Genomic DNA, 18,210 nt, shown 5'->3' with positions numbered 1-18,210 from the left:
GGGGGAAGCATGGAAAATGAGTTCAGGAAAAACGCAGAAATATAAGTATGAAACCAACACAGGAAATGAAGTTAAAGCATTTGTTACCACTACCTCAACCAATACGGTAAACGGTGTTCCAAATACTGTTTCCGCATTGTCGGTTTCTTCGGCTAATTCAGGGTTTTATCCGGTAGGAACATTGTACAAAAACACAGTAACAGATGAAGACGGAAATTCTGTTGTTCAGTTTCAAAACGGAAGAGGGCAAACGATTTTGATTCGTAAAAATGACGGAACGCAGAATATTGATACCTATTATGTTTTCAATGAATACAATCAGCAGGCTTTTATCATTCCTCCAAAAGCGGTAAAACAAATTGAACAGAGTAATAATACGGTTACAGATGCTGTTTTAAACGAACTCTGCTATCAGTACCGATATGATGGACAAGACAGGGAAGTCGAGAAAAAACTACCAAATAAAGGCTGGGAGTATTCTGTCTATGACAAACAGGACAGGCTGGTGTTAACGCAGGATGGCTTGCTCAGAACCGTAAATAATAATTTTAATTCCAAAGGCTGGATTTTCAATAAATATGATGAGTCCGGACGTATTGTCTATACAGGGTTTTATCCTAATTCTGATACAAGGCAGGCGATACAGAATCAGGTAAACACTATTACAACAAGCTCATTAAATAATGAGCAAAGAATTACGAACCCTATTGTTTTAAGCGGTACTAATTTATACTACAGGAATTTGGCTTTCCCTTCGGCTGGGATCACTCTTTTAACGGTTAATTATTATGACACCTACCCGCAGGAAGCCCCTGCGATACCTACAACAATTTTGGATCAGTATGTTTTGCCCCAGACACTGGATGCAAACAATGATGCTTCCACTAACGGAGTTTTGACTGCTTCATATGTAAAGAATATTGAAGACAATAATTGGACAAAAGCGTATGATTATTATGATTCGATGGGAAGGCTTATTTCAACCAATACCATTAATCATTTAGGCGGTTACACAAAAACTGAAACCGAGTTTGATTTTGCAGGTGCTCCCCAAAAGAAAAACACCTATCACCTGAGAAAGCAGGGAGAAACCGGAGTAACCATACAGGAAAGATTTGTCTATGACAATCAGAATAGGCTTTTACAACATTTCCATCAAGTGGACAGCCAGCCGGAAGAACTATTGGCTGAAAACTCTTACAATGACCTTTCCCAACTGATTAATAAGAAGGTTGGTTCTGTTTCAGGTTCTGCGCCTTTACAGAGTATCGATTATGATTATAATATTCGTGGATGGCTTACCGATGTGAACAAAAACCAGATGAGTATTTCTGATTTAAACGGGAAATTATTTTCTTATAAAATTAAATACACCAACAGAGACGGAATCGAAAACCCTGATCCGGTACAATTTTCAGGAAAGAATGTGCTTCCTAAATACAACGGGAATATTGCTGAAGTAGATTGGAGAGCCATTGAAACTATCGGTGTAAACCCGTCACTCACCCCAAAAAGATACGGTTATTCGTACGATAGATTAGACCGATTGACCGCAGGATTTTACCAGAACCCGAACAATCCTTACAGCAAGGAAAATACAGAGTCCCTGAGCTATGATCCTAACGGAAATATCTCGAATCTGCACAGGACATCCGTTATGGAATACGGAAGCAACACCGCGACGGTCATTGATAACCTTGATTATACGTACTTGGGAAATCAGGCTGTCAAAATTCAGGATAATAGCGGAAACTCTACAGGATATGAAGGAACGGCAGGAAACCCAATTGAATATGACGTAAACGGCAACATGAAAAATATGATCGATAAAAGCATTGCAGGAATCGGTTATAATTACTTGAATCTTCCGAGTTCTGTTAATATCAATTTCGGTCAATTGACAACGGATATTGCCACAAAATACCGTGCAGACGGGATTAAGGTAAGAAAAGAAACCACGAAAACATCTATAGGTATTGGCGGGACAACCTCATCAAAGGAAATTACGGATTACTTAGACGGGTTCCAGTATTACAACCTGGCAGGAGGAAGTGATGGCGGTGGTTCAGAAAGCAGGATGTCAAGAGCCTTCGAACCACAGGCTTTTACTCCGATAGAAATCTCTGATCCTACGATTCAGCCAATAGGTGATGCATGGACGGGAACTCTTACCCCCTCCAAAACACCTGATCTTCAATTTTTCCCGACGGAAGAGGGGTTTTATGATTATATAAAAAATCAATATATTTACCAGTACAAAGACCACTTAGGAAATGTAAGGGTAAGTTTCGCAAGAAACAGCGCAGGAGTTCTTACCATTGTTGACAGCAACGATTATTACCCGTTCGGGATGAATCATTTGAAATCTGGAAATGCATATTTTGGTGGAGGTTCATATAAGAACTATAAAATGCAGGGGCAAGAATTGCAGGAAACAGGATTCTATGCTTACAAGTGGAGAAACTATATGCCGGATGTTGGTAGATTTTTTAATGTCGATCCACTATCTGAAGAGTATGCTTATCAGTCTCATTATAATTTCTCTGAAAATAGAGTTATTGATAATGTTGAATTAGAGGGCTTAGAGGGAGAGGACTTCCGTTTCAGAATGGCAATGAAACAAAAAGGAGGCGTTCAGGCTAGAGCTGAGAGAGAAGATCAAGAGGCAAATAGTGGTGCTTTTATGGCTGTTATAAGAACTGTTACTCCGATCGAAGAGATTTATACCTTAGCAAGTGGAAGAGATTTAGATGGTAATCCTGCTAGTAGAAAAGAAGCAGTTAAACTCCTTGCTTTAAACTTTATTCCAGAGGTAAAAGCTGAAGCAAAAGCTGCAAGTGTTGTATTAAAAGCTGAAACCAAAGCCGAAGCAAAGGCAACAGCCAAAGCTGAAGCAAAATCAACAATTAAAGCTGGTCGATCAGGAAAACAGGCGAGATTAAGACAATTAGCAAATGAACCCAAATTAGGAAAAGCTGATAAAGGTTGGCTCAAATCTGAAATAAATAAAGTTGCTAATGGTAAAAGACCTTCTATCAGAAATCCTCCCGGAAAAGATTTAGCTCATGAAAGAGGACGAGAAGCTGCTAAAGGTTATTCTTATGAACATTCACACTTGCAAAATAGAAAAGACCATAGAAATCAACACAAATATGATAATGGTGGAAGAAAAAATAAAGAGAGACCTATTGTTCAATAGATAAAAGAAAAAATGAATCAAAAAGAAATTGAAAATGTTATTTCATTAGAACCATTTGACAGATATAAATACTTTGTAAAAAAAATTGCTGATTTGGAAGTTTTTTATAGTCTAGTTGATACTAATGAAAATTATGTGTTGTCAGACCTAGATGGCAATAGATTAATGCCTTTGTGGAGTGATAAAGAGTTTGCGGAATTATGCAAAGTATCTGGATGGGAAGATTATAATATTAAAGAATTAGACCTTGATGATTTGGAAAATCAAATTATAGATTTTATTGTTGATGAAGAGTGTTTAATTAATGTATTTCCCGTTTATGATAGAACTGGTTTTGTTGTGAATTTGCAGGAATTCACACGTGACTTAAACGAAGAGTTGAAAAAATTCTAATAATAGAGAAATAAGCCACAAATAAAATGTGGCTTATTTTAATACTTAAACTAAATGTATGAAACTAATAATTATTGTTCTTTCTGTCTTTACTCTTACTAATTGTACGAAAGCAAGAGATAATAGAAAACTATTATGTAACGATTTTAAAATTGGAAAATTTCAATTAATCAATAATCAGAGTAAAAGAAAATATCTAATAGAAAGGACAAAAGATTTTCAGATTGAGCAAACCTTTGATCTGATTACTAATCAGAAGATTAAAAAGGATAGGTATTATAAAATATCTTGGAAAAATGATTGTGAATATAATTTAATAGTTGATACATCAAAAGGTGAACATGATGAATTTGATACTTATATTAATTCCATAGGCGGATATAATTGTTTAATTGCTAAAATAGAAAACAAATGTGCAATAGTCCAAACGAAAGTTGAGAATGAAATATCTGAATCGTCAATTTGTAAAATTGAATAAAATAATAAATCCCTCCTGCCTAATTAATACAATTAATTTCAAGAGGGATTTTAATTTAAAATTAGGTAATTATATATTATTTTACACTAAACAGGTTAATCCTTCTTAGGAAAGACCTGTTTAATCATTTTGTCAAATTCAGTTGTGCTATGTACATCTTCTGCTTTAATTAAAGCAACATTATTAATGTACATTATCTTACTCACATCTACTTTAAGGTCGGGATGATTAGTTTTTATATCCTGAACATCAAAGTATTCAATGTCATTTATCATAACATTTTTCACGCCTTTTCTTTTTAATTGTGTATTTAACATAGCTCTTTATATTTAGTTCGGACATTTGAATTAGATAGCAAATATCTGAATTTTTCTTGGTCTGATACCTTTTTCAAGTTAAATCTATAGACAAACTCATCAACATATTTCTGAAGGTGTTTCTTTGAAACATGATTATACATTCCTGAAACACTTTTCTTCAAGATATTCCAACTCCCTTCAATATTGTTTGTATGAATAGACCCATCTTGTAAACTCACATACTCTTTCTTTGAATGATCTATAATTCTATGATCGTAATATTTGTTTAATCCTGTATATCCTAACCATTCATCAGAAATCAGGGTTGTAGTTTCTGGATTTACATATCTGCAAACCAATGGTTGAATACTATTTCTTTTTGTATCGGAAACAACAAAAGCATTCATTTTACCATCTCTTTGCAGCATTCCCATAACTGGTGTTTTATCCTTAAAACTACGCCCTTGAGAATTTTTGACCTTTTTATCCTTGTGTCTGTTTTTATTCTTCCCTCCAATAAAAGTTTCATCACATTCAACAATTCCTTCTAATTCATTGTTGTTTTCTATTCCGAAACAGGCACGAATTCTCTGTAACATAAACCAAGCTGTCTTTTGTGTAATACCTACATCTTTTGATAACTGTATTGAACTAATTCCTTTCTTATGAGAAGTCACCAACCAGATAGCCAAAAACCATTTTCTCAAACCGATTTTAGAATTCTCAAACATTGTTCCTGTTTTAGCATTGAAATACTTTCCTGTGTTCTTACATCTGTATTTGTTCTTACTACATTTATAAACCCGTGATAGTGAATCAAAAGGACTTTCGATAATTCCTCCCCATCTTTGTTCTTCTAAATAATCAATGCAGGATTGTTCTGTTGAAAAGGTTTGTAATAGTTCTAATACTGACTTAATATTTGTGTTTAACATTCTGATTTTATTTAAGTTACATTAAGTTACGAATTATTTTGATATGTCTATTTTGTCTATTATCTTTGTAAACTTACAAGTACTGAGGAGGTAATTTTAAATTAAAACTCTTTGTTTATGCAAAAGTTAAAAGGAAAAATTTCCTCGCATCTGATAAAGATGATAGGTAAAGCAGTAATTAAATACTCTATACAATTTATCCTGAAGTATGTCTTTGAACACTTCAGCCTATGGGACTGGTAACGGTCATTAATAAAAAGTGAGAGGGTCAAAGGAAATAAAATCCTCTCACTTCCAATAGGAAAGAGGTTCTTTCGCTCCTCAGTCTTGTAAATTTTATTGTTAAAAAGAAGCTGTTAGCTTTTTATTCTGTTAATAGGAATCTGGTAAATTCATTTGAAACACAGAATAAATAAGACTCACACATCCTATACGGGTGTGGGTTTATGTCTTGTTTGTGTTTCAAGGTTTACCAGAACCTCTATTATCAAATGAGAACTACAAACTCACACCTTCTTTATTTTATATTAACTACACTTTTGAGTTTGGGGTGAAAATTATTTTTCACAATTATGAAACAATACGATGAAACTGAGTTTACTTTAATTTCTCATGAAGAAAAGAAAACTTATCAATGGTTAATCAAAGAAAACATCAAACGTAACAGAAGAAACGGTATAATTGCAAATGTTATCATTTATACTTTTATTTCTGTGATCGCTCTTACATTTATATTCATGGTAACAAAAGATATTTTCTTTGAGAACTATCATTTCAGTCTATTTAATCAGGAAGAAAGAATAAAAATTCAGGATCAGAAAATCAATGATATTAATCAGCAAATAAAAATGGAAGATGATTATAAATCACTTGAAACTCCAACTATTAATACTAAAGTTCAAGAACTCGAATCAAGAGTAGATGATATTGAGGACAATTAGTTTGGTGTAAAGTTGTATGTAGTTACCTAAAATTAATTATACTCATGGAGAGTAAGATTACGTATCAAAAATGTTTTTCCATTATTAATGGGATTTAACATGGAGAAAATTTAATAAAAATAATTAAAAAACGGGTAACTTTTTTGGGGCATGTCCATTTGATGAAAGATATGATTATTTCATCAGAAAAGTTGCAGATTTTGAAAAGATCTGGGGACTTAGTGACAATAGCTGGGCGTTACTTGGTGACAATAACGGAAACCAAATACTTCCTTTGTGGCCAGAAAAAGAGTTTGCTCAACTATGTGCTGTAGAACAATGGAAAGAGTATAAACCGGAATCAATAGAATTAGATAATTTTATACAGAAATGGATTCCTGGAATGATGAATGATAAAACATTAGTAAATGTTTTTCTTACTCCAGATGCAAAAGGAACAGTAATATCACCTGATGATCTTAATTCTGATTTGCAAGATGAATTAGAACTTTAAAAAAAGAAATGAAAGAAGCTGTAATCGCTTCTTTTTTTGTTAAAAATTAAAAAATATTAGTCTACTAATTTGGTAGACTAATATTTTTTTATATTTTTGTCACAGATTTAATGCAGAAAGCAATATGATCTGAAAGTGTTTAACCCAAAATATTTCGCAATGATTACACCTAATCCTGGCCTGAAGGTTTTACAAAGTAAATTGAACCTGCCTAAAAAAGAATTGATACTGGAAATAGAATTGAATGGGAAAATGAAATTTGAACATCTAATGAATACCATTTATAATCAATTGGGGATTTGTCACAGAGTGTTGTCTGCCAATGTGGAATATGTGAACGGGTACAGTTTCGGTACCGTACAATTATATATTAATGTCAATTCAGAAGATTTTCAGCATCTTGAATTCTATCTGAATAAAAATAAACTTCTGAGTACGACAGTGGAATATATCTGCCGTAAGTATTCTTAAGATAGATTCATATAGTTTTAATTACAAAGTGTCCCGGTTTCTATCGGGCACTTTTTTATTTTGCCCATAAAAACCTAAGATTTTCATTCTTACTTCTATGTGACCATTCCCCCTCCCTTGAGAGAGACGGCAAATCGTAGAGCTGACGGGGTGCTTTTTTTACTATCCAAAAACAAAAAAAGCGTCCGGATGACTCAGAACGCTCTATAAATAAAAATAAGTTTAAATTCTTTCGATATCAGCACCGATTGCTCTCAGCCTTCCGTCGATATTCTCATACCCTCTGTCGATTTGTTCGATATTGTGGATAATGGATTTTCCTTCCGCGGAAAGAGCTGCGATCAGAAGTGCATTTCCGGCTCTGATATCCGGGGAAACCATTGTTGTTCCTCTTAACGGAGCTTCCTGGTTTAGCCCGATTACGGTAGCCCTGTGCGGATCACATAAAATGATCTGAGCTCCCATATCAATTAATTTATCAACGAAGAATAATCTGGATTCAAACATTTTCTGGTGAACCAGAATACTTCCTTTAGCCTGGGTGGCTACGACTAAAATAATAGATAAAAGATCCGGTGTGAATCCCGGCCATGGAGCATCGGAAATCGTAAGGATAGATCCGTCGATAAATTTCTGGATTTTATAATGTTCCTGAGCAGGAATATAAATATCATCATTGCTCTGCTCAAGCTGAATTCCTAGTTTTCTGAATGTATTTGGAATAACTCCCAGCTGGTTCCAGTTTACATTTTTGATGGTAATTTCAGATTGGGTCATTGCAGCAAGGCCGATCCATGATCCGATTTCCACCATATCCGGAAGCATGGTATGCTCAGTCCCTCTAAGATAATCTACTCCTTCAATGGTAAGAAGGTTAGAACCGATTCCTGAGATATTGGCACCCATTCTGTTCAGCATTTTACATAACTGCTGAAGATAAGGTTCGCAGGCAGCGTTGTAAATTCTGGTTTTTCCCTTGGCCAGTACAGCAGCCATCACAATGTTCGCTGTTCCGGTTACAGATGCTTCTTCCAGTAAAATAAATTTACCCCTAAGTTCTGTAGCTTTTAAAGAATAGAAATACTCCTCTTCATCGTAATTGAATTCAGCACCAAGTTCCACAAGGCCCTGGAAGTGGGTATCCAATCTTCTTCTTCCGATCTTGTCCCCTCCCGGAGTCGGCATATAAGCTTCTCCGTAACGCGCAAGCATTGGTCCCATAAGCATGATGGAACCGCGGAGCTGGCCCCGTCTTTTTTAAATTCGCTGGATTTTATATAATCAAAATTAACCTGGTCTGCCTTGAAAGTATAATCTCCCTGTCCGTTTTTAGTAACCTTTACCCCAAAATCTCCAAGGATTTCAATCAGTCTGTTAACATCGTGAATATCAGGGATATTTTTGATTCTTACTTCATCATCTGTTAATAAAACCGCACACAAAATTTGGAGAGCTTCATTTTTAGCCCCCTGTGGAGTTATTTCACCCTGCAGTCTTTTCCCTCCTCTTATTTGAAACGTTCCACTCATTATTTTCTGTTTTTATGATTGTTATTATGCCTCCTCTTGTTATTAGGCTGGTTTTTATTATTGTTATTATTGCTGCTGTTATTGTTCTTATTGTTCCTGTTGTTATTGCTGGTATAATAGATCTTACTTTTTTCAAGAGAGTCAATTCCTGTAAGATCTAATCTGTTTTCAGACAATTCCTTCAAATGACGGAAAATAACATCATCCGTCACATGTTCCTTATTATATACATTGTAAGACTTCTTCATATTGTTGGCAATCACTTCGATCAGGGCTTCTTTTTCATCCCCTGCTTCCAGTTCAATTGCTTTTTCTATCAATTGAAGAATACTTTTTCCGTAAAACTTAAAGTCTCCCTGAAGTTTGGGATATTCCATTTTTTTAGGTTTTTCTGCCAATTGTTCTCTGGTAGGAAACGGGTAAGGAGATTCTACATCCAGATCATAATCTGCAAGAATAAAAAGATGATCCCAAAGTTTATGTTTATAATTTTCTTCGTCGCGAAGTTGCGGGTTTCTCTGACCCATAAAATCGATGATGGCCATAGCCATTTCACTTCTTTCCTCTTTGGAAGAAAGTTCTTTGCAGCGCTCAACCAACTGTTGTATAATTCTGCCGTATTCGGGCATATGAAGCTGAGTTTTTTGGGTGTTGTATTCCATAGTATGCAAATATATGCATTAAAAGAAAAATTGTTTCGAGAATCTTAAAAATTTATGATTTTTTAATGAAAAATTAAATGAGGGCTTTTTACAGGTTTTATTGTTAAAAATCAAAATATTTCACTTCGAATTGATTTTGTTTGTAATAAAATTGTAACTTGGATAGTATATTGATAATTAAATATCACAATGAAAAAAACTTACTTTCTTCTTTCTGTATTGGCTTTAGGGCTTGTAGGTTCTTGCCGGAACAATGATGAATTTGACAATCCCTCCTCCAAAAATACAGAGGTGCATGATCAAATTGTAAATGTAACGAACCATGATGGGAGGCCTTTCAGTACCGGAAAAGGTTTCGGAGCTGTTCAGGGTAAATTTATAGCCGGGCCGGGAGGTGGAGTGTTGATGCAGGGTTTTTACTGGGATGTTCCGGATGGAGGAAACTGGTGGAACACCGTCAAGGATAAATTGACAGCATGGTCCAATGCCGGAATTGGGGCGGTATGGCTTCCGCCGGCTTCAAAAGCACAGAATGGAGCCTATTCTATGGGATATGATCCTACAGATTATTATGATTTTGGAAATTTTAATCAAAACGGAAGTGTAGAAACCCGTTTTGGTTCAAGGACCGAGCTGGAAGCATTGATTGCCAAAGCGCACACTGAAAATATGCAGGTATATGCGGATATTGTGATCAACCATAACAGTGGCGGGCAGTCTGAAGCAAATCCCTATACGGGAACAAATACCTGGACTGATTTCTCGGGGGTCGCTTCCGGAAAATTTCAGAGAAACTATAACGATTTTTATAAAAATGCCTACGGAAATAATGATGAAGGCTCTTTTGGTGGTTTTCCGGATCTGTGTCATTCCAATCCTCATGTACAGGACTGGCTGTGGGGAAGGGATGATTCTGTGGGGAAATATTATAAAAATGTGATGAAATTTGACGGCTGGAGGTTTGATTATGTTAAAGGTTTTGGCCCTTGGGTGGTCAATACCTGGAATTCCAATGTGGGCGGATTTTCTGTCGGAGAATTATGGGATTCCAATGTTAATACATTAGAATGGTGGGCCAATAATGCGAACAGTTCCGTATTTGATTTTGCAGCTTATTATAAGATGGATGAAGCTTTTGACAACGGAAATTTAAATGTTTTGAACGATGATATGATGTGGAAGAGAAATCCATATAAGGCAGTAACTTTTGTTGCTAATCATGATACAGACATTATTTACAACAAAATGCCGGCCTATGCTTATATTTTGACCCATGAAGGATATCCCACTATTTTTTACAGAGATTATGAAGAATGGCTGAATAAAGAAAGACTCAATAATCTCATCTGGATTCACAACAATAAGGCCACCGGAACAACCTCTATTTTATATACGGATAACGATGAATATATCGCAAGACGTAATGGATATAACGGAAATCCGGGATTGGTGGTATATATCAATACCTCATCAAGCTGGCAGGAAAGATGGATTGAAACCAACTGGAGCAGTCAGCAGATCAAGGATTTTACTGGAAGTTCAAGCTGGTATCCTACTACACAAGGGGATAAATGGGTAAAAATCCAGTGTGCACCAAATAGTTATTCGATATGGTCACTGAATCAATAAATCATGAGAAATCTATTTGAATGCTAAACTTTGCCTTATAAAAAAACCGTTAGGAAAATCCTGACGGTTTCTATCTTTATATTTTCTCGCCAATTGAATTGGGTAAGCTTTTACTTTAGATCTGAATAAACTTTTTTTTCTGATGCTGATCCGGTAAATAACATTTCTGATTAGCCAGTTTCATTCTGTTTCTTGAAATAACATCGTAGGCTTTGTCACTTAAAAATGTGGGTATTATTTTTCCGATGGCAGAAAGTTTATAAATTCCACCCAACAGATCTGCAATTGTAAGCACAGCTCTTGATTTTGTCAGATAGTACTGCTTTGGTTTCCAAAGGTACATGGTGTTAAAGTCATTTGTTTGCAGACCCCTTTCTGATAAAAACTGCTGTCCGAAATCAGACTGTAATGAGGCAAACATAAACCTGTCATTTTTATCTCTTTCAAGGATCCATTGCACCCAAAAATTGCAGACTCCACAGTCTCCGTCAAAAAATACAATGTGTTTATTTTCCCAGTCCTTCATGATTTCTATTGATTAAACATGATATTTCTCTCGGTATCTTCCTTTACTTTCTTTAAATAACGTACAAGTTCTGTACGCTGTTCGTCTGTTAGTTTTGCATTCTGGTGCCCAAGGTAGTAGGATTCGAGAGGCATTTCTTTCTTTTGAACCATTTCAATAGCCTCTTCCAGTTTATGAAGCTGTCTCTTAGGTTCATATACTGCAAAGGTAGAAAAATTAAGATGTTTTCTCCCCTCATTAATATGATTTTTTACAAACCATGAAGCGGGTGAAATATTAGAGTACCACGGATATTTAGTTTCATTGGAGTGGCAGTCATAGCAAGAGGTACGGATGATTTTGGCAACATGATCCGGAGTTTCCTTAATTTTCAGAAAGTCCATACCGGGAGTAGGGGGCGGATTCGTTTTATCAATAGGAAAAAACTGGATCATAATGAATGCCACAAGAATAACAATTAATACTTTTTTCATAGCCAATATTTATGTTCTTAAAGGTTAAAGATAATTAAATTATTTTTTATTAAAAGTATGAATAGCTGAGGAAAAAATAATGTTCTGTTGATTTATTCTAAATATGGCAGGCAATTAAGGTTTTTTATTCAGATTACTATAAAAAATTGCTAACTTAATACCACAATTATGTCCTTGGTTCATATGCTGTCAAAAATATTTAATTATAGTTTTTGACTATCGTTGAAATAATTATTAATAGATTGTATTTATTGTTTAAGCTTTGTAAGTTTGTCATGCTCTTACAACAGCGGATTACTTCAAAATAATATTAATCAAAAATAAATAAACGACAATGGAAAAAGATTTGAATGACATCAGTAAATGCCCTTTTCATAATGGGACCATGAAAAAGAATGTAGCAGGTGGCGGGACCCAAAATCAGGATTGGTGGCCGGATCAGCTTAGAGTAGATATGCTGCGGCAGCATTCTTCACTGTCTAATCCGATGGATAAAGACTTTGATTATGCAGAAGCATTTAAGGCTCTGGATCTTGACGCGGTAAAAAAAGACCTTCATGCCCTGATGACGGATTCACAGGACTGGTGGCCAGCAGATTTCGGTCACTATGGTCCCCTGTTTATCCGTATGGCATGGCACAGTGCCGGAACCTATCGTGTAGGAGACGGTAGAGGAGGAGCGGGAGCCGGACAGCAGCGTTTTGCCCCATTGAATAGCTGGCCTGATAATGTGAGCCTTGATAAGGCAAGAAGACTGTTATGGCCCATCAAACAAAAGTATGGTAGAAATATCTCCTGGGCAGACCTTTTAATCCTTACCGGAAATATTGCTCTGGAGTCTATGGGATTCAAGACCTTTGGTTTTGCAGGAGGCCGTGAAGACGTATGGGAACCCGATATGGATGTGTATTGGGGTTCTGAGAAAACCTGGCTGGGAGGAGACCTGCGCTACGCTCATGGATCAGAAGGGGTTGTAGAAAGCCATGCTGTACTCCCTACCGATGATAATGCAGATGGGGATATTCACTCCCGGAACCTTGAAAAACCTTTGGCAGCCGTACAGATGGGATTAATCTATGTAAACCCGGAAGGTCCGGACGGAAATCCTGACCCTATTGCAGCGGCAAAAGATATTCGTGATACATTCGGACGTATGGCCATGAATGACGAAGAAACCGTAGCACTGATTGCGGGAGGTCATACTTTTGGAAAAACCCACGGAGCAGGTCCTGCCGATCATGTAGGAAAAGAACCCGAAGGTGCAGGAATCGAACTCCAGGGATTAGGATGGACAAGTTCGTATAAATCAGGAAGCGGAAAAGATGCTATTTCCAGCGGATTGGAAGTAACCTGGACGGAAACACCGACCCAATGGAGCAATTACTTCTTTAAAAACCTGTTTGAAAACGAATGGGAACTCACAAAAAGTCCTGCCGGAGCTCACCAATGGGTAGCAAAAGATGGAGCGGATATTATTCCCGATGCCTTTGATTCCACTAAAAAACATAAGCCTACCATGCTTACAACAGACCTTTCATTAAGACTGGATCCTGTATACGAAAAAATTTCAAGACACTTTTATGAAAATCCTGATGCCTTTGCAGATGCTTTTGCCAGAGCCTGGTTTAAACTGACTCACAGAGATATGGGACCTCGCGCCCGTTATTTAGGACCAGATGTACCACAGGAAGAACTGATCTGGCAGGATCCTATTCCTGAAGTAGATCACGAACTTGTTGACGAAAATGATGTAGAAGCATTAAAATCAAAAGTTTTAAACTCAGGATTACGTATTTCCGAATTGGTGTCCACAGCCTGGGCTTCTGCTTCTACTTTCAGAGGAAGTGATAAGAGAGGAGGAGCCAACGGGGCAAGAATAAGACTGGAACCTCAAAAAAATTGGGAAGTCAATAATCCTTTACAGTTAAACAAAGTATTGGGAGTATTGGAGGGAATCCAAAAAGAGTTCAATGATTCCCAGATGGGAGGTAAGAAAATATCATTAGCTGACCTTATTGTTTTGGCAGGAACGGCAGCTGTAGAAAGAGCAGCAAAAAATGCCGGACATGACAGTAAAGTACCCTTTGCTCCAGGCAGAATGGATGCTTCCCAGGAACAAACCGATGTAGAATCTACGGGCTATCTGGAACCTATCGCTGACGGATTCCGCAATTATCTTAAAAGAAAATTCTCAGTATCTACGGAATCTTTATTAATTGATAAAGCCCAGCTGTTAACCCTTACCGCTCCTGAGCTCACAGTGCTGGTGGGAGGAATGCGTGCTCTGGATACCAATTTTGACGGTTCAAAACATGGGGTGTTTACCAGCCGTCCGGAAGTTCTTACCAACGATTTCTTTGTGAATCTTTTGGATATGGGAACTCAATGGAAAGCGATGTCGGAAGATCAGGAGCTATATATGGGAAGTGACAGGTCAACAGGCCAGCCAAAATGGACGGCTACCCGTGCGGATCTGGTTTTCGGATCCAATTCAGAACTGAGAGCAATATCTGAAGTGTATGGAAGTGCAGATGCACAGGAGAAATTTGTGAAGGATTTTGTAGCCGCATGGACGAAGGTGATGAATTTGGGTAGGTTTGATCTGGCTTAAAAGACTATTATTATATATTATAACAACAGAAAAGACAGCATCAGTGCTGTCTTTTTTTATAAGGATTCATTGTAAAGGAGCTTATTGATCTTTTTTCGAAGCTTCTGATTTTTCAATTTCTTTCAGATAAATACTGAGGGGAGTTCCGGTTCTCTTTTTGAATGCCATAGTGAATGCCTGCTCATTATTATAGCCTAGTTCTTCAGCAATAAAAGGAATTTTATAAGAACGGAATTTTCTGTCATTGGCCAATCGGTTAATAGCATAATCAATGCGAAGATCATTAAGATAGGCTGCAAAATTTTTCCCTTTATGGGTATTGATTATTTCTGATAAATATTTAGAATTGGTCTTTATTTTTTTGGCAAGTGTTACTAACGTAATTCCTTTATTTAAAAATTGTTCCTTAGATTCAAAAGTCTCAATATCTTTTAAGATGGCCTGTGTAGTGTCTTCAGAAATAATACTGGTATTTTTATCTTTTACAGGGTCCGCCTGTGGAGGGGTTGGGGAGACTTCCTTTTGGGATTCAGCTGCACCGCCGGATAAGATTTTTGTATGTGCTTTCAGGATCAGGTCCTGGGCAATTTTTTTATGATGTTTTTCCCGCCTTTTTGATTGGTAATAAAGACAGAGAACGATAAGCTGCGCAAATAATAAAATGATCAGTGAAATATAAAAGAATGCTTTTTTGAATTTGAGATCATTGAGAATATTTTCTTTTTCTTCGATAAGTTTTGGAGTATCATACAGTCTGGGCAGTTCACGGGAAACATATTTAAAGTGCGAATCCAGGGTCTGGTCGATCTTTAAAAATCTTTCTACATAATAAAGCTGTTTTTCGTGATCGTTTTTATCTTTATAATAATCTATCAGATATGTATAAGTTTCTCTTAATTCAGGAAAGATATAGGCTGTCTTGGTAATAATAGAGTCTATTTTCGTAAAGTTTTCTACTGCCTTTTCCTTTTCGTTTAATTCTGCGTAGGATTTTCCTAAATACAGAAGAGCGTATGTTTTTTCTCTGATATCATCATTAGCAAGGAAATAGGTTGTACAGGCGGTCAGGTCATTAAGAGCATTGCGATATTTCTTGAGTTTTAAATGATAGAATCCTGATAATCCCAAATATTGATAATACCGGTAATCGTCTTTTTTTCTGAACGTTTGTAAGCCTTTGCTGATAAGTATCTTGGCAGAGTCCGGTTGATTGATTTCAATATAGCAGTCCGCAAGATTTACCCGGATTTTTTCAAGTTCATTTTCAGTCAGATAATCTGTATTGTCCATATAGTAACGCAATACCTTAGCGGCTTCCGCATCTTTTCCAATATAACTGTTTAAATAAGCAATATTGGTCTCCGCCAGGGCAATCTGTCTCTTATTATTTTTTTGCCTTGCATATTTTAAACCAATAATATAATTGTTTAAAGCTTCCTTTTGGTTGTTGAACTTGAAGTATATATTCGCTTTCATCAGATAGATCCGTGCAGGGTAGGCGTCCTCTGTTGAATGTTTAGTCAGTACAGCTACACTATCTATATACTTCAATGCATCTTTTTCATTTTCATTGGCGTACATGAATGCATAACCTTCAGCTATTTGTGAAGTGTTTTTTTCCTGCTTTGCTTTTGCTAAATAGTATTGAGCGATCAGTTTTGCTTTTCCGGGTTTTCCATCGTAGTTATAATTATAAAATTTTTCCTCTAATTTTTCATAATTATAGTGTTTTAAAGAATCTGTTCCGGTCTTTGTTTGGGTATATGAAAGATAATATCCAGTCAATATAAATAATAAAAGAAATTTTATTTTCATCGAGTTTTTAGGTTCATTTAGCCATTGGCCATACAAAATTATAGTTTATTTATAAAAAAATAAATAGGATTTAATTTATCATAGCGGCATTAAGCAGTTTGAAATGGTGATTTACGATCATCTGTTGCAATATTATATAACCGAAGCCTATTCAGCAGCTGTTTTTAAATAAAAAAATCATTCAATATGTTTTCATTAAAAAATAAAAATAATGTTATTTTTTTAATTTTTAATCTTAAATTAGCGAAAACAATAAGGTTAAAATAGTCTTTAATAAGAAAATTTTAAATAAAAAAATAGAACTTTAAAAACAAAACCAACCATGAAAAAGTTACAATCCATTTCAAATTTTAAAAGTAAGGCACTTGCTGCAGATTCAAAATTATCAATTTCAGGAGGAAAACTGCCTGGCGGCGGGGCATCCACGCTTCAACCTCAGGAAAATATTACTTGTGTTAGCTCTCAGGGATCTGATACACAGACGGTAACTTATGATGATGACCGTACAGTAGTGTCTACAGGACCAATCATCATATGGAATTAATGATTGGATATCATAACAATAATAAAGAAGAGCAATACTGTTGCTCTTCTTCTTTTTTTACTGAAAATGGCGTTTCAATGGTAGCCGATCATAAGTATTGTCTGATCTGTATACTGGATACTTTTTTTAATGAGCCGGTGGTCCTGTTTCGTCTGAATACGAATACATCTCCGCTTCCTGTATTGGTTGCCACTAAAAATTTTCCGGTGCTGTCAATGGCAAATACCCTTGGATGCTTTCCTTTGGTGGATTGATAACCCACGGATTTTAAGGTGCCGTCGGATTGGATCGAAAATATAGCAATATTATTTTCATACCCGCGATTGGAGGCATATAAATAGCGGCCGTCAGGGGAAATGTGAATATCGGAACTTTCAAAATCCTCTTTCAGTTTTTCAGGATGGGTATTGATCCTCTGAATATCATTTAATTTTCCGTTTTCATATGCATAGGCAGATACTGCCCCTCCCATTTCTTCAATGCAGTACGCGAACTTTCCATTGGGATGAAATGTAAAATGTCTTGGACCGCTTCCGGGAGTGGTAGCCGTGAAAGGTTTTTCTACAGCAGTAAGGGGTTCACGTTTTTCGTGATCGAATGCATAGACCCTGATTTTATCTGCTCCCAGGTCAGGTAAAAATACATAATCAAAATGAGGTGAAAATACTGTTGAATGAATATGGGAACGTTCCTGCCTTCCAGGATTGATGCTGCCTTCCATAAACTGAAAATGCTGAACACTAGGCTGTATCCGGCCATTTTCCAAAACAGGATATACCGATACACTTCCCTCTGTATAATTTCCATTAATCAGCCATTTTCCATTTTGGTGGGCCGTTAGGTAAACCGGATTTTCGCCGCCGCTTTTTTGGCTGTTGATAAAATGGAGCATCTTTTTTTGCGGATCAAATTCAAAACTGCTTACACTTCCTGCATTTTTTGTTTTACTTTCCGTACAGGCAAAAATATATTTTCCATTGGGTGATAAAGTCAGAAAAGATGGATTCAAAATACCTTTAAAAGAGGTAACTTTTGAAAGTTTCCCCCGGAGGGTATCCAGTTGATACACATAAATTCCTTCCGCATCTTTATCCAGGTTAAAAGAACCAAAAAATACGTACGTATTCTGTGAATATAAATTTATCCATGATAAAATTATAATCATTAAACTTAATGCTTTTCTCAATTTTATTAGTTTTATTGGAGATTGTG

Annotated in this window: 16 protein-coding genes and 1 pseudogene; 9 read left to right on the top strand and 8 right to left on the bottom strand. The window is 36.1% G+C overall.

Features of this window, described 5'->3' with window-relative positions; genetic code table 11:
* The first annotated feature begins 16 nt into the window (after positions 1-16).
* The 3 genes from MUW56_RS05850 to MUW56_RS05840 are packed head-to-tail and all read left to right on the top strand — an operon-like array spanning position 17 to position 4,070.
* Entirely contained in the window at positions 17-3,199 is a 3,183-nt protein-coding gene (locus MUW56_RS05850; protein ID WP_292012311.1) for a polymorphic toxin type 8 domain-containing protein, read from the top strand.
* Positions 3,200-3,211: 12 nt separating this feature from the next.
* On the top strand, positions 3,212-3,592 hold the full coding sequence (locus tag MUW56_RS05845; protein ID WP_292012310.1) for a DUF2750 domain-containing protein: 381 nt from the start codon (positions 3,212-3,214) through the stop codon (positions 3,590-3,592).
* Between the two features lie 58 nt (positions 3,593-3,650).
* Complete coding sequence (locus MUW56_RS05840) at positions 3,651-4,070, top strand: hypothetical protein (RefSeq protein ID WP_292012309.1); 420 nt, start codon at positions 3,651-3,653, stop codon at positions 4,068-4,070.
* Between the two features lie 95 nt (positions 4,071-4,165).
* On the opposite strand, the gene MUW56_RS05835 is transcribed toward MUW56_RS05840, so the two are convergent.
* Both MUW56_RS05835 and MUW56_RS05830 read right to left on the bottom strand, forming a co-directional pair.
* Positions 4,166-4,387 (bottom strand): hypothetical protein, encoded by a 222-nt coding sequence (locus MUW56_RS05835; protein ID WP_292012308.1) that lies wholly within the window; start codon positions 4,385-4,387, stop codon positions 4,166-4,168.
* Positions 4,381-5,304 (bottom strand): IS1595 family transposase, encoded by a 924-nt coding sequence (locus tag MUW56_RS05830; protein WP_292012307.1) that lies wholly within the window; start codon positions 5,302-5,304, stop codon positions 4,381-4,383. Before MUW56_RS05830 ends, MUW56_RS05835 begins: the two co-directional genes overlap by 7 nt.
* Positions 5,305-5,876: 572 nt before the next feature.
* On the opposite strand from MUW56_RS05830, the gene MUW56_RS05825 reads away from it, so the two are divergent.
* The 3 genes from MUW56_RS05825 to MUW56_RS05815 all read left to right on the top strand — a co-directional run bounded on the left by MUW56_RS05825 (position 5,877) and on the right by MUW56_RS05815 (position 7,209).
* Positions 5,877-6,245: a hypothetical protein gene (locus tag MUW56_RS05825; protein ID WP_292012306.1), complete on the top strand. Its 369-nt coding sequence runs from the start codon at positions 5,877-5,879 to the stop codon at positions 6,243-6,245.
* A 181-nt stretch (positions 6,246-6,426) separates the two neighbouring features.
* On the top strand, positions 6,427-6,738 hold the full coding sequence (locus tag MUW56_RS05820) for a DUF2750 domain-containing protein (protein WP_292015384.1): 312 nt from the start codon (positions 6,427-6,429) through the stop codon (positions 6,736-6,738).
* 159 nt (positions 6,739-6,897) lie between these two features.
* A complete protein-coding gene (locus MUW56_RS05815) occupies positions 6,898-7,209 on the top strand; it encodes a cysteine methyltransferase (protein WP_292012305.1) in 312 nt (103 codons plus the stop codon).
* A 222-nt stretch (positions 7,210-7,431) separates the two neighbouring features.
* Here the strand turns inward: MUW56_RS05815 and murA are convergent.
* Positions 7,432-8,738 (bottom strand): annotated as a pseudogene (gene murA / locus MUW56_RS05810) (UDP-N-acetylglucosamine 1-carboxyvinyltransferase).
* On the bottom strand, positions 8,738-9,400 hold the full coding sequence (locus MUW56_RS05805) for a DUF4290 domain-containing protein (protein ID WP_292012304.1): 663 nt from the start codon (positions 9,398-9,400) through the stop codon (positions 8,738-8,740). The pseudogene murA and the gene MUW56_RS05805 overlap by 1 nt, the downstream one beginning before the upstream one ends.
* A 189-nt stretch (positions 9,401-9,589) precedes the next feature.
* Between MUW56_RS05805 and MUW56_RS05800 the strand changes: the two genes are divergently transcribed.
* Positions 9,590-11,029 carry an alpha-amylase gene (locus MUW56_RS05800; RefSeq protein WP_292012303.1) on the top strand — a complete coding sequence of 480 codons (1,440 nt, stop codon included), beginning with the start codon at positions 9,590-9,592 and terminating at the stop codon, positions 11,027-11,029.
* 115 nt (positions 11,030-11,144) lie between these two features.
* Here MUW56_RS05800 and MUW56_RS05795 read toward each other — a convergent pair whose 3' ends face one another.
* Together MUW56_RS05795 and MUW56_RS05790 are read right to left on the bottom strand one after the other, a co-directional pair.
* A complete protein-coding gene (locus tag MUW56_RS05795; RefSeq protein ID WP_292012302.1) occupies positions 11,145-11,555 on the bottom strand; it encodes a thiol-disulfide oxidoreductase DCC family protein in 411 nt (136 codons plus the stop codon).
* Positions 11,556-11,560: 5 nt separating this feature from the next.
* On the bottom strand, positions 11,561-12,028 hold the full coding sequence (locus tag MUW56_RS05790; RefSeq protein ID WP_292012301.1) for a heme-binding domain-containing protein: 468 nt from the start codon (positions 12,026-12,028) through the stop codon (positions 11,561-11,563).
* Between the two features lie 334 nt (positions 12,029-12,362).
* Between MUW56_RS05790 and katG the strand changes: the two genes are divergently transcribed.
* Positions 12,363-14,639, top strand: coding sequence for a catalase/peroxidase HPI (katG, locus tag MUW56_RS05785; RefSeq protein WP_292012300.1), 2,277 nt, complete (start codon positions 12,363-12,365; stop codon positions 14,637-14,639).
* An 81-nt stretch (positions 14,640-14,720) separates the two neighbouring features.
* Here the strand turns inward: katG and MUW56_RS05780 are convergent, their stop codons facing one another.
* Complete coding sequence (locus MUW56_RS05780) at positions 14,721-16,454, bottom strand: helix-turn-helix domain-containing protein (protein WP_292012299.1); 1,734 nt, start codon at positions 16,452-16,454, stop codon at positions 14,721-14,723.
* Between the two features lie 322 nt (positions 16,455-16,776).
* On the opposite strand from MUW56_RS05780, the gene MUW56_RS05775 reads away from it, so the two are divergent.
* Positions 16,777-16,998 (top strand): hypothetical protein, encoded by a 222-nt coding sequence (locus MUW56_RS05775; protein ID WP_292012298.1) that lies wholly within the window; start codon positions 16,777-16,779, stop codon positions 16,996-16,998.
* 88 nt (positions 16,999-17,086) lie between these two features.
* On the opposite strand, the gene MUW56_RS05770 is transcribed toward MUW56_RS05775, so the two are convergent.
* Positions 17,087-18,163: a lactonase family protein gene (locus MUW56_RS05770; protein ID WP_292012297.1), complete on the bottom strand. Its 1,077-nt coding sequence runs from the start codon at positions 18,161-18,163 to the stop codon at positions 17,087-17,089.
* Positions 18,164-18,210 lie beyond the last annotated feature (47 nt).

The organism is Chryseobacterium sp. (genome assembly GCF_022869225.1).
In the GTDB taxonomy this organism is placed as follows: Bacteria; Bacteroidota; Bacteroidia; order Flavobacteriales; family Weeksellaceae; genus Chryseobacterium.
The sequence above is the reverse complement of the archived record's forward strand: the minus strand, read 5'-3'. Positions and strand labels throughout refer to the sequence as shown.